The following is a 13,397-nucleotide window of genomic DNA, read 5'->3' as shown; positions in this document are numbered from 1 at the left end:
ACTGATATGAATGCACCTTTTAGTTATGCATCCCCGACACTCAGCGTAGAGGCGCTAAAGCACTCCATCGCCTATAAGCTGATGTTTACCATCGGGAAAGATCCGGTGATCGCCAACAAGCACGAGTGGCTGAACGCCACGCTGTTTGCCGTGCGTGACCGTCTGGTTGAACGCTGGCTGCGCTCGAACCGCGCCCAGCTGTCGCAGGAAACGCGTCAGGTTTACTACCTGTCGATGGAGTTTTTGATTGGCCGCACCCTTTCCAACGCGCTGTTATCGCTCGGGATTTACGACGATGTCAAAAACGCACTGGAAGAGATGGGGTTAGATTTAGAAGAGCTGATCGATGAAGAGAACGACCCTGGCTTAGGCAACGGTGGTCTGGGCCGTCTGGCGGCGTGCTTCCTCGATTCCCTGGCGACGCTGGCTCTGCCGGGCCGCGGGTACGGCATTCGCTACGACTACGGGATGTTCAAGCAGAACATCGTCGACGGACGGCAGAAAGAGTCCCCGGACTACTGGCTGGAGTACGGTAACCCGTGGGAGTTCAAACGCCACAATACGCGCTACAAAGTGCGTTTCGGCGGACGCGTGCAGCTCGAAGGCAAGAAAAGCCGCTGGCTGGAGACCGAAGAGATCCTGGCGGTGGCTTACGACCAGATTATCCCTGGCTATGACACCGACGCCACCAACACCCTGCGCCTGTGGAATGCCCAGGCCAGTAGCGAAATCAACCTCGGGAAATTCAACCAGGGCGATTACTTCGCGGCGGTGGAAGATAAAAACCACTCCGAGAACGTGTCGCGCGTGCTCTATCCGGATGACTCAACCTACTCCGGGCGCGAACTGCGTCTGCGTCAGGAGTACTTCCTCGTCTCCTCGACCATCCAGGACATTCTGAGCCGCCACTATCAGCTGCACAAAACCTACAGCAACCTGGCCGAAAAGACCGCCATTCACCTCAACGACACCCACCCTGTGCTGTCGATTCCGGAGCTGATGCGCCTGCTGATCGACGAGCACAAATTCAGCTGGGATGAGGCGTTTGAAGTCACCTGTCAGGTCTTCTCGTACACCAACCACACGCTGATGAGCGAAGCGCTGGAGACCTGGCCGGTCGACATGCTCGGCAAGATCCTGCCGCGCCATCTGCAGATCATCTTTGAAATTAACGACTACTTCCTGAAAACGCTGCAGGAGCAGTATCCGAACGATACCGGGCTGCTGAGCCGCACCTCGATTATCGATGAATCCAACGGCCGTCGCGTGCGTATGGCGTGGCTGGCGGTGGTCATCAGCCACAAGGTCAACGGCGTTTCCGAGCTGCACTCGAACCTGATGGTGCAATCCCTGTTTGCCGACTTCGCGAAAATCTTCCCGATGCGCTTCTGCAACGTGACCAACGGCGTCACGCCGCGTCGCTGGCTGGCGCTGGCGAATCAGCCGCTGTCGGAAGTGCTGGATGAAAATATTGGTCGCACCTGGCGGACCGATCTCAGTCAGCTAAGCGAGCTGGAACAGCACGCCGATTTCCCGCTGGTGAACAAGGCGGTGCGTGATGCCAAATTGCTGAACAAAAAACGCCTCGCGGTGTATATGGCTCAGCATCTGAACGTGGTGGCGAATCCGAAAGCGTTGTTCGACGTGCAGATCAAACGTATCCACGAGTACAAACGTCAGCTGATGAACGTCCTGCACGTGATCACCCGCTACAACCGCATCAAAGCCGATCCGACGGCGGAGTGGGTGCCGCGCGTGAACATCTTTGCCGGTAAGGCCGCCTCGGCGTACTACATGGCGAAGCACATCATTCATCTCATCAACGACGTGGCGAAGGTGATCAACAACGATCCGCAGATTGGTGACAAACTGAAGATCGTCTTTATTCCGAACTATAGCGTGAGCCTGGCGCAGCTGATCATTCCGGCGGCGGATCTCTCCGAGCAGATTTCGCTTGCGGGGACCGAGGCGTCCGGGACCAGTAACATGAAGTTTGCTTTGAACGGCGCGCTGACCATCGGCACGCTGGACGGGGCCAACGTCGAGATGCTGGAGCACGTCGGCGCGGACAATATCTTTATCTTCGGCAATACGGCGGAAGAGGTGGAGGAGCTGCGCAAGCAGGGCTACAAACCGCGCGAGTATTACGAGCAGGATGAAGAGCTGCGCGAAGTGCTGACGCAGATCGCCACCGGTCTGTTTAACCCTGATGAGCCTGGCCGCTATCGCGACCTGGTGGATTCCCTGATTAACTTTGGCGACCACTATCAGGTGCTGGCGGATTATCGCAGCTACGTGGATTGTCAGGACAAGGTGGACGAGCTGTATCGCCATCAGGAGGAGTGGGCCGCCAAAGCGATGCACAACATCGCCAACATGGGCTATTTCTCGTCAGACAGAACCATCAAGGAGTATGCCGAGAAGATTTGGCATATTGATCCGGTGCGGTTGTAAAAAAAAGCCGGGTGGCGGCTGCAAGGTAAAAGCAAAAGGCAACCGTAAGGTTGCCTTTTTAGTGTTTTCTCCCTCTCCCCGTGGGAGAGATACCGTCTTGTCGGTTATCCGGCAAGCGGTATTTCAGCATTAAATTCTCGTCCGGATTTCACCACGCCATAAGCCAGCTGGAGCAGTTTTCTCATCCCGGCACATACGCGTTCCTTCCCTGTTTTTCCTCTCGCTGCCAGCCTGTCCATCAGATTCTTCACCACCTCATTGCACCTACCCGCCACCACTGCCGGCATATACAGGGCACTGCGCAGCTCTGCGTGACCTACTTTTGACAGCCTGCTCTTTCCTTTCCACATCCCCGACTCACAGCGCCGTGGATTCAGCCCGGCGTAAGCCACCAGTGCCTTACTGTCACTGAACCGTCTCAGATTACCCGCGAACGCCAGCAGGCTCACGCTCAGCATTTCACCGATCCCGGGGATGCTCTTCAGCAGTTCCCTGTCCCGCTTCAGGTCAGGGTTATCATCGATGTGCTGGCTGATTTTTTTTCGTGTTTCGTCAATCAGTTCATCCAGCATGGCAACGTGTTCATGCAGTGAGGGAACAATGACCTCGTCGGCTGCTTCAAGGCGGTTCATCTCCATCTGCCGCATCTCTTCCAGATTACGCAGGTGGCGTACCAGCGCCGTCAGCTGACGCTCGCTCAGCGGCGCAGGATACCAGGGGGCGGGTTGATACAGGGCGCAGTAGCGGGCTATCAGTGCCGCATCACTTTTGTCCGTTTTGTTGCGGGTCAGCTCCGTATTGCCAAACGCGTGTATGCGGGCGGGATTTTCGAGGCTGACACAGCAGCCGTTATCGGCCAGCAGGGTGGCAAGTTCAGTGCTGTAGCAGCCCGTCGCTTCCATGCAGACATGGCAGTCGCCAAAACGTGCCAGCCAGCTGAGGAACTCGCGGCATCCGGCAGAGGTGTTGGGGAATTTTTTGGTTTTGTATTTCTGATTAGGCAGCAGGACGGCGACATCAAATTTGAGTTTGGCGATATCAACGCCGACAGGAATAAGCTCCATCATGGCACTCCGTAACCTTATGAATAATATCGCCGGACCATCCTTATATGTGGGTGCTCAGGGCACAGGATACCGTTCGGTCTTGAGGCGACAGGGAAACAGGTTACCGGGGCATAATCTCTCCCACGGGCTCAGTGGCACCAGGGCCGGGTGATGCTCACCGGTAACCTCCCGATGATCAGTCGGGGATCTTCTCCGCAGAAGCGGAGAAGATCAAGACATAAGGGCCGGGGTGAGGGCACCAGCGCGCACTTTTCCCCCTCACCCTAACCCTCTCCCTCAAGGGAGAGGGGACCGTTCGGTGTTCTCACTTAAACTCACGACGCTAACGACAACTCACGCTTTCCCGCATTTTGCACCAGCCATTGCGCCACGCGCGATTGCTGTTCCGCATCCAGCCACATCCCTTCTTTGGTACGACGCCAGATCGCATCGTCCAGACGGCGCACCCACTCGTGCTCCACCAGGTAACGCAGCTCGGCTTCGTACAGCTCATGACCAAAATGTTCCCCGAGATCGGCCAGCGTTTTGGCATCACCCAGGATTAAGTCCGTATTGCTGCCGTAAGTGCGCGCGTAATGGCGGGCCATGGATTCGGTAATAAACGGATAACGACGGCGCAGTTTTGCCGCGAAGTCATCGCGATCGCTACCGATATCGCCGCCAGGCAGCGTCGCGCCTTTGGTCCACGCCGGGCCGATGCCTTTGTAGTACGGCGTCAGTTTTTCCATCGCACTTTCCGCCAGCTTACGATAGGTCGTCAGCTTGCCGCCAAACACCGACAGCAGCGGTGCCTGACCGTCAACGTCATGAATATCCAGCGTATAGTCGCGGGTGATCGCCTGCGGTGAATCGGATTCGTCATCGCACAGCGGACGCACGCCGGAATAAGTCCAGACCACGTCATCGCGCCCCAGCTGTTTCTTAAAGTGCGCGTTATAGACTTTCAGCAGATAGCCGATTTCGCTCTCGTCGATTTCGACGTTCTTCGGATCGCCTTTGTACTCCACGTCGGTGGTGCCGATGATCGAAAACTCATCCATCCACGGGATCACAAACACGATGCGCTTATCTTCGTTTTGCAGAATGTACGCCTGCTTCTGCGTATGCACGCGCGGCACCACGATATGGCTGCCCTTGATCAGGCGGATACCGTACGGCGAAGGCAGTTTCATGCCATCGTCAAAGAACTGTTTCACCCACGGGCCGGTGGCGTTGACCAGACCGCGCGCCTGCCAGCTAAACTTCTCGCCGGTATCGATATCTTCCGCTTCGACGATCCACAGCCCGTTTTCACGGCGTGCGGCGGTGGCGCGAGTGCGGGTTTTCACCTCGCCATCCTTCTGCACCACCATCTGGGCATTCGCCAGCACCAGGCGCGCATCGTCCACCCAGCAGTCGGAATATTCGAAACCGCGCACGATTTCCGGTTTCAGAACCGATTCTGAGCCAAAACGCAAACCAGTCGAGCTCGGCAGACTGGTCCGTTTCCCCAGGTGATCGTACATAAACAGACCAATGCGGATCATCCACGCCGGACGCAGATGCGGGCGATGAGGCAGACGAAAACGCATCGGGATCGCCAGATGAGGGGCCATTTTCAGCAGCACTTCGCGCTCGGCCAGTGCTTCGCTGACCAGGCGGAATTCGTAGTGTTCCAGGTAGCGCAGGCCGCCGTGGATCAGTTTGGAGCTGGCGGACGAGGTCGCGCAGGCGAGATCGTTGGCTTCCAGCATCAGTACAGATAATCCGCGTCCTGCGGCATCTGCCGCAATACCGGCACCGTTAATGCCCCCGCCTATCACAATCAGATCTTTGGTTTCCATGTCACCCTCACGCACTTTCGTTAAAGCTCAGAAATGTTCGATATCGCTCATAATAGCAAACGAACGCGCTTTTGGTAACATCAAAAAAACAATTTTGAGTGATAGAGATAACATAATGGCGTTTCGCCGCCGCGACGACGTACACTACGCGGTAAAATAGTTTTCCCCCTCTCCCCGTGGGAGAGGGCCGGGGTGAGGCCGAGGTAAAAGCAAAACGGCAACCTGGTTGCCGTTTTTGGTGTTTGCTCCCTCTCCCTGTGGGAGAGGGCCGGGGTGAGGGCACCAGACCGCACCAGATAAATGAAAAGAAAGAGAGCAAAATGGAACAGTTTGAATGCATTAATGTAGAAGAAGCCCACCAGAAGATGCACCAGGGAAAGGCGGTCCTGGTGGATATTCGCGATCCGCAAAGCTATGCGATGGGCCACACGCCGGGCGCGTTTCATCTGACCAACGACACCCTGGGCGCGTTTATGCGCGATAACGACTTTGAAACCCCGGTGATGGTGATGTGCTATCACGGCAACAGCAGCAAAGGTGCCGCGCAGTATCTGCTCCAGCAGGGCTATGACGCGGTCTACAGCGTCGACGGCGGCTTTGACGCCTGGCATCGGCATTTCCCGGCGGAAGTTGAACACGCCTTTGGCGGCTGAGATCGTTATACTGTTTTCTTTTGTACGGAAATAAGCGACTGCCGCCCATGCTGATGATTACCTCTTTTACCAACCCGCGCGTCGCTCAGGCGTTTGTCGATTACATGGCGACGCAGGGTGTGATCCTGACGATTCAACAGCATACGCAGACCGACGTCTGGCTGGCTGATGAGAGCCAGGCGAATTTCGTCAACACCGAGCTGGCGCGTTTTCTGGAAAACCCTGCCGACCCGCGCTATCTGGCGGCCAGCTGGACCTCCGGCCACACGGACAGCGGGCTGCATTATCAGCGTTTCCCTTTCTTAGCCACCGTGCGCGAGCGCGCCGGGCCCTTTACCCTGCTGCTGATGGCGGCCTGTATTCTGGTGTTTATCATCATGAACGTGGTCGGCGACCAGCAGGTGATGATCGCTCTCGCCTGGCCGTATGACGCCTCGGTGCAGTTTGACGTCTGGCGCTATTTCAGCCACGCCCTGATGCACTTTTCGGTGCTGCATATTCTCTTTAACCTGCTGTGGTGGTGGTATCTCGGCGGGGCGGTGGAGAAGCGTCTCGGCACCGGGAAACTCATTGTCATCACCGTAATCAGCGCCCTGTTAAGCGGCTATGTACAGCACAAGTTTAGCGGCCCGTGGTTCGGTGGTTTGTCGGGTGTGGTATACGCATTAATGGGCTACGTCTGGCTGCGTGGCGAACGTGACCCCGAAAGCGGCATCTATCTGCAACGTGGTTTAATAACCTTTGCGTTAATATGGCTAATTGCCGGATGGTTTGATCTGTTTGGTATGTCTATCGCCAACGGCGCGCACGTTGCCGGGCTGGCCGTAGGGCTGGCGATGGCGTTTGCCGATACGCTGAATGCGCGAAAACGAACATAATTCCCAGGGATATTTCATGAAACAAACGCAACGTCATGACGCCATTATCGAACTGGTTAAAAAGCAGGGATACGTCAGCACCGAAGAGCTGGTCGAGCAGTTCGCCGTCAGCCCGCAGACCATTCGTCGCGATCTCAACGACCTGGCCGATCAGAACCGCATTCTGCGCCACCACGGCGGCGCGGCGTTGCCGTCGAGCTCTGTGAACACTTCCTGGCACGATCGCAAGGCGACGCAAACCGCAGAGAAAGAGCGTATCGCGGCGAAAGTGGCGAGCCAAATCCCCAACGGCGCGACGCTGTTTATTGATATCGGCACCACGCCGGAAGCGGTAGCCCATGCGTTGCTCAACCATGAAAACCTGCGCGTGGTGACCAACAACCTCAACGTGGCAAATACCCTGATGCAGAAAGAGGATTTTCGCATCATTCTGGCGGGCGGCGAACTGCGCAGTCGTGACGGGGGGATCATCGGCGAAGCGACGCTCGACTTTATCTCTCAGTTCCGCCTCGATTTCGGCATCCTCGGGATCAGTGGCATCGACAGCGATGGTTCGCTGCTGGAGTTTGATTACCATGAAGTGCGCACCAAGCGGGCGATTATCGAGAACTCCCGCCACGTGATGCTGGTGGTGGATCACTCGAAGTTCGGCCGTAACGCGATGGTAAACATGGGCAGCATCAGCATGGTGAATGCGGTGTACACCGACGTCATGCCACCGACGGGGGTGTTGCAGGTGATTAAGGATAACAATTTACAGTTAGAGTTGTGTTGAGCGGCCGAACATAACCGTAGGCCCGGTAAGCGTAGCGCCACCGGGCAATGAATTACACACCATACCCCATCATCTTCAACAGCTGCTGCGCATGCTGCACCGCGTCCTGACGATGCGCCACGCCGAGTTTCTGATACAAATTACGAATGTGCGTTTTGATGGTGGTCGCTGCGACCGCCAGCTCGCCCGCAATCTGATCGTTGCTGTAGCCCGAGTAAATCAACCCCAGAACCTGCCACTCACGCTGGGTGAGCGGGCTGGTGCGAATAAGTTCCGGCACTTCCGGGTGGTTCAGCAGACGTTCGACAAAGTTCTCATCGAAGTGCGCGAACTTGTGGCGATGATGCTGGTTAATCTCGCGCAGAATGCGCTGGGCACGGTGCTGATCCAGTTCCGGTAACGTATTGAGCTGAATCAGCTGGCGCAGCTGCTGCGCCATCGTCTCGCCTTCAATCACAAAATGACTGATAAACCCGGTGCGGTTCGCCAGCTGGAGTGCTTCCAGCAGCACGCGCTGGGCGTCGTTTTTACGTCCGGCCTGCCAGTAAAGCTGATTGAGCAGCAGCAGGTTGCGGTTCAGATCGCTCATCAGACGCAGGCTGCGGGCGTTCTCGTTCAGCTCTTCCAGCACAATTTCCGCAGGCTCGAACTCACCCAGCAGGATCTGCGCGCGGGCGATGTTGCGCCACTGGCTTTGCAGAAAGTGGTTATTGGCGAATTCCGGTTTTGGCGTCTGGCGCAGCCAGTTGGCGGCGGACTTTTTATCGCCGATCATTTGCCAGTAAATCACCCGCACCTTATCGGCGTTGGAAACCCAGTCGCTATGGTACTGACCGTTGCCGAGCAGGTTTTCGAGGCGGTTCAGGTGATTCCGGGCGTTATCCAGATCGCCGCGCGCCAGCGAGCACTGCACCAGCAGAGCCAGGCATTGCAGCTGCTGCTGCGGCTGGAAGGTAGATAGCACGTCCACGCCGTGACGGGCAGAGGCTTCGGCCTCATCCAGACGCGCCCAGGCCCACAGCAACTGTGCCCGGATGCGCAGCAGGAATTCGTGCATCGGCAGCTGTTCGAGGTGCTGATCCTGAATCAGCTGGAACGCTTTTTCCTGAGTCTCCCAGGCCGCTTGCAGGAACCCCTGAGCAAATAATATTTCGCTCTGCTGGATCATGCTCCACAGGGCGTAATGCCAGACGTCATGACGGCGGGCCATCTGCTCCGTCTGCTGCATCAGCGACAGGGAGCGGGTGAGATCGCCTTTGCAGTGCAGCACTTCGCCGTGAACCGACGTGGCCACAATGCGGCTGTAGTAGTTCGCCAGCGGCAGCTCGTCGAGGGCGATCATCGCCAGACGTTCAGCCTCTTCCTGGTCGCCGTCGTTGATCGCCACCTGCGCGCGCAGGGCGTTAAACTCGCCGTGCAGCGTGCCGTCCATCTCGCCTTTCATCTCTTGTTCGGCACGGGCCAGCAGGGTATTCACTTCACTGTAACGGTGCTGGCTCTGCATCAGCCACGCCTGCAACAGCACCAGACGCGGATTTTCCAGCAGGCTTTCCCACGGCAGGGCGCGGAGCGACTCTTCGAGCAGCGTCAGTTCACTGTGATTGAACAGGCCCCAGGCGTGGTTAAGCAGGATGTCGCGCAGCATATTGGCGTCACCGGCGGCCAGCGCGTGGTGGATCGCTTCGCTCGGGAAACCTTGCGCCATCCAGCTTTCGGCGGCGGAGCGGTGGACGTCGGGTAATTCGGTGGCCATTTCCCACTGGCAGCGCTGGCGCAGGAAGTTGCCAAACAGCGGGTGGAAGCTGAACCATTCCCCGGAGTCATCCATGCGTTGCAGGAACAATCCCTGGCGTTCAATCTCTTCCAGGCGCATCTGGCCGTTGTCTTCGCCAGTCACGCGCACAATCAGTGCGTCGTTCATTGAGCGCAGCAGCGAGCTTTTCAGCAGGAACTGACGAGTCGCCGGGTCAACGCTGTCCAGCACTTCATCGACCAGATAATCGGACAGATGGCTGGCGTTGATGCCTGCCAGGCGGCGCGCGGACTGGTGCGTCGGGCTGTTATTTTGTCGGGCGGAGAGGGCGATGAGCTGTAGCGCAGTTGCCCAGCCGGCCACGTCGTCGCACAGGCGGCTACTTTCGGAGGCTTCAATCGGCGAGCTCAGGCGGCAGTCAAAGAACTGTTTCGCCTCCTGATGGTTAAAGGCCAGCTGCTGACTGCCCACTTCGAGAAGCTGATCGCGCACGCGCAGATTGGCGATCCCCAGCTGCGGCAGATTACGCGAGAGCACCACCAGGGTGAGATTTTCCGGCTGATGGCGCAAGAAGAAGCGCATCGATTCGTGGATCACCGGGTTGGTAATCAGATGGTAATCGTCAATCACCAGGAACAGCGGGCGATGCCATTCGGCAAGCTCAATGAACAGCTGGGCGAACAGGGAGGAGAGGCTCGCGTACTGCCGCTTTTGCACCATCACTTCACTGGTGACGCAATGCCCGTTGGTCGCCTGCTGAATGGCAGCGATAAGGTAGCTGGCAAAGCGCTCCTGCTGGTTATCGCCCTCGTCGAGGGAGTACCAGCCTAAATCGCTTTTACCTGCGGCCCACTGTGAGATGAGCGTTGTTTTGCCATAGCCTGCAGGACTCGTAACCAGCGCCAGTCGGAAATTATTCGCGCCGGAAAGTTTCGCCAACAGACGTTCGCGGACCACAGTATGGTCAAGACGAACCGGGCGACTTAATTTGGACGGAATCAACATAAGTTTTTTCACTTCACTGTGGGGAAACGAGGAAAGACGATTTTTTTTGCGCTTCGTAATAATAGATATAAGGTCGGCCAGAACAGGAACTATTGCAAGTTATGTCCGACTTTTGTGTCCCTTAATTTGCACTCTGTCACAAAATTATTTCTCATTGACCGGGAACTTTCTGAGATGCCCTATATCCCGCATGGATGCTGGCTTGTATGCATTTGGTGCGCTTATCCTGAAACTGGTTTCATAAGGCGATTCTCACCACAAAGTTAATAAATATCCGGTATAGTTGTGCCGGGAAAATAACCCTCTGAGAAAGGCCTAAAACAGAGAAATATTATTCCTGGTAAGCAATCATTTCTGCTGATGTTAATTTCATCCGAAACTGCATTTCATTTATTTGACACTCTTCCCGTTTATCCTCGCGCCATAAAGGCACACTCGATCTATGCTCAAGAGTGGCCTTGATCACACTTTTACGCTCATCCCCGCTACTCCTCCCTGTCTAATCCCCGACAGGAGGAGGAAGAGGGGGAATGAGCCTGGCACACTAGCGCCAATATTTTTTTCTTTCTCTACAGGATGCCGATTCCCTATGTCACAGCCTACCTTCAACAAAGCTCAGTTCCAGGCTGCCCTGACGCGTCAGTGGCAGCGTTTTGGTTTGCACGCCGCAGAGGAGATGACTCCTCATCAGTGGTGGCAAGCCGTGAGCGGTGCGCTGGCCGAACTGCTCAGCGCGCAGCCGGCGGCGAAGCCGGTGAAAAACCAGCGTCATGTGAACTACATCTCGATGGAATTCCTGATTGGTCGTCTGACCGGCAACAATCTGCTGAACCTCGGCTGGTATCAGGAGGTGAGCGACGTGCTGAATGAGCACAACGTGAACCTGACCGATCTGCTGGAGGAAGAGACTGACCCAGGCCTGGGCAACGGCGGGCTGGGGCGTCTGGCGGCCTGTTTCCTCGATTCGATGGCGACGGTGGGGCAATCCGCCATCGGCTATGGCCTGAACTATCAGTACGGCCTGTTCCGCCAGTCCTTTGACGACGGGCATCAGATTGAAGCCCCGGACGACTGGCATCGCGGCAGCTATCCGTGGTTCCGCCATAATGCGCAGCTCGACGTCCACGTCGGGATTGGCGGGAAAGTGTCTAAACAAGGCCACTGGGAGCCGGGTTTTGTCATCACCGGTGAAGCCTGGGATCTGCCGGTGCTGGGCTATCGTAACGGCGTCGCGCAGCCCCTGCGCCTGTGGCAGGCGAAGCACGCCCATCCGTTCAACCTGACCAAATTTAACGACGGCGATTTCCTGCGTGCCGAGCAGCAGGGCATCGACGCCGAGAAGCTGACTAAAGTTCTCTACCCGAACGACAACCATCTGGCGGGTAAAAAGCTGCGCCTGATGCAGCAGTATTTCCAGTGCGCCTGTTCTGTGGCGGATATCCTGCGTCGCCACCATCTGGCGGGCCGTAAGCTCTCTGAGCTGGCGGATTACGAAGTGATTCAGCTGAACGACACTCACCCGACCATCGCCATTCCGGAACTGCTGCGCGTGCTGCTCGACGAGCACCAGCTGAGCTGGGATGCGGCCTGGGCGATCACCAGCCGTACCTTCGCGTACACCAACCACACACTGATGCCTGAAGCGCTGGAGTGCTGGGACGAGAAGCTGGTGAAAGCGCTCCTGCCGCGCCACATGCAGATCATCAATCAGATCAACGACCAGTTCAAAGTGCTGGTGAGCAAAACCTGGCCGGGCGACAAAGCGGTCTGGGCGAAACTGGCCGTTGTGCACGACAAACAGGTGCGCATGGCGAACATGTGCGTGGTCAGCGGCTTTGCGGTGAACGGTGTGGCGGCGCTGCACTCGGATCTGGTGGTTAAAGATCTGTTCCCGGAATATCACCAGCTGTGGCCGAACAAGTTCCATAACGTCACCAACGGCATCACGCCGCGCCGATGGATCAAACAGTGCAACCCGGCGCTGGCCGCGCTGCTGGATAAAACCCTCAAGAAAGAGTGGGCCAACGATCTCGACCAACTGATCAACCTGGAAAAACAGGCTGACGACGCGAAGTTCCGTCAGAAATATCAGGCCATCAAACAAGAGAACAAAGTGCGCCTCGCGGCGTTCGTGAAAGTGCGTACCGGGATTGAAATCAGCCCGAACGCGATTTTTGATATCCAGATCAAACGCCTGCACGAGTACAAGCGTCAGCACCTGAACCTGCTGCACATTCTGGCGCTGTACAAAGAGATCCGCGAGAACCCGAACGCCGACCGCGTGCCGCGCGTGTTCCTGTTCGGTGCTAAAGCGGCGCCTGGCTACTACCTGGCGAAGAACATCATCCTCGCCATCAACAAAGTGGCCGAAGCGGTGAACAACGATCCGAAGGTCGGCGATAAGCTGAAAGTGGTGTTCCTGCCGGATTATTGCGTGTCGGCGGCTGAAATGCTGATCCCGGCGGCGGATATCTCCGAGCAGATTTCGACGGCGGGCAAAGAGGCGTCCGGCACCGGCAACATGAAGCTGGCCCTGAACGGCGCGTTAACCGTCGGCACCCTGGACGGCGCGAACGTTGAAATCGCCGAGCAGGTGGGCGAGGAGAACATCTTTATCTTCGGTCACACGGTCGAGCAGGTGAAAGCCCTGAAAGCCAAAGGCTACGACCCGGTGAAATGGCGCAAGAAAGACAAAGTGCTCGATGCGGTGCTCAAAGAGCTGGAAAGCGGCAAATACAGCGATGGCGACAAACACGCCTTCGACCAGATGCTGCACAGCATCGGCAAACAGGGCGGCGACCCGTATCTGGTGATGGCGGACTTCACCGCCTACGTGGAAGCGCAGAAGCAGGTCGACGTGCTCTACCGCGATCAGGACGCCTGGACGCGCGCGTGCATTCTGAATACCGCCCGCTGCGGGATGTTCAGCTCTGACCGTTCAATTCGTGATTATCAGGCCCGTATCTGGCAGGCAAAACGCTAAGGAAGC

General features: G+C 56.9%; 8 protein-coding genes. 5 read left to right on the top strand and 3 right to left on the bottom strand.

All coding sequences use genetic code 11. From position 1 onward, the window contains the following. Positions 1-6: 6 nt before the first annotated feature. Positions 7-2,454: a glycogen phosphorylase gene (gene glgP, locus U9O48_RS21100; RefSeq protein WP_282493542.1), complete on the top strand. Its 2,448-nt coding sequence runs from the start codon at positions 7-9 to the stop codon at positions 2,452-2,454. A gap of 104 nt (positions 2,455-2,558) precedes the next feature. Here the strand turns inward: glgP and U9O48_RS21095 are convergent, their stop codons facing one another. Then, entirely contained in the window at positions 2,559-3,521 is a 963-nt protein-coding gene (locus U9O48_RS21095; RefSeq protein WP_285143723.1) for an IS110 family transposase, read from the bottom strand. Positions 3,522-3,835: 314 nt separating this feature from the next. Beyond that, positions 3,836-5,344, bottom strand: coding sequence for a glycerol-3-phosphate dehydrogenase (gene glpD / locus U9O48_RS21090; protein WP_285146143.1), 1,509 nt, complete (start codon positions 5,342-5,344; stop codon positions 3,836-3,838). 320 nt (positions 5,345-5,664) lie between these two features. Here glpD and glpE point away from each other — a divergent pair, with 320 nt between their 5' ends. Genes glpE through U9O48_RS21075 form a run of 3 tightly spaced genes read left to right on the top strand, consistent with a single transcriptional unit; the run spans position 5,665 to position 7,650 of the window. Continuing rightward, positions 5,665-5,997 (top strand): thiosulfate sulfurtransferase GlpE, encoded by a 333-nt coding sequence (gene glpE, locus U9O48_RS21085; protein ID WP_282493540.1) that lies wholly within the window; start codon positions 5,665-5,667, stop codon positions 5,995-5,997. A gap of 47 nt (positions 5,998-6,044) precedes the next feature. Beyond that, a complete protein-coding gene (gene glpG, locus U9O48_RS21080; RefSeq protein WP_282493539.1) occupies positions 6,045-6,875 on the top strand; it encodes a rhomboid family intramembrane serine protease GlpG in 831 nt (276 codons plus the stop codon). Positions 6,876-6,891: 16 nt separating this feature from the next. Continuing rightward, the gene (locus U9O48_RS21075) at positions 6,892-7,650 is read left to right on the top strand and encodes a DeoR/GlpR family transcriptional regulator (protein WP_324723145.1); all 759 of its coding nucleotides are present in this window, start codon (positions 6,892-6,894) and stop codon (positions 7,648-7,650) included. Between the two features lie 52 nt (positions 7,651-7,702). On the opposite strand, the gene malT is transcribed toward U9O48_RS21075, so the two are convergent. Then, positions 7,703-10,408: an HTH-type transcriptional regulator MalT gene (gene malT, locus U9O48_RS21070; protein WP_282493537.1), complete on the bottom strand. Its 2,706-nt coding sequence runs from the start codon at positions 10,406-10,408 to the stop codon at positions 7,703-7,705. A 589-nt stretch (positions 10,409-10,997) separates the two neighbouring features. On the opposite strand from malT, the gene malP reads away from it, so the two are divergent. Next, the gene (malP, locus tag U9O48_RS21065; protein WP_282493536.1) at positions 10,998-13,391 is read left to right on the top strand and encodes a maltodextrin phosphorylase; all 2,394 of its coding nucleotides are present in this window, start codon (positions 10,998-11,000) and stop codon (positions 13,389-13,391) included. Positions 13,392-13,397 lie beyond the last annotated feature (6 nt).

The sequence above is a fragment of the Lelliottia sp. JS-SCA-14 genome (assembly GCF_035593345.1).
Classification (GTDB): domain Bacteria; phylum Pseudomonadota; class Gammaproteobacteria; order Enterobacterales; family Enterobacteriaceae; genus Enterobacter; species Enterobacter wanjuensis.
Note: the sequence above shows the minus strand (reverse complement) of the source record. Positions and strands in the feature narration are given on the sequence as shown.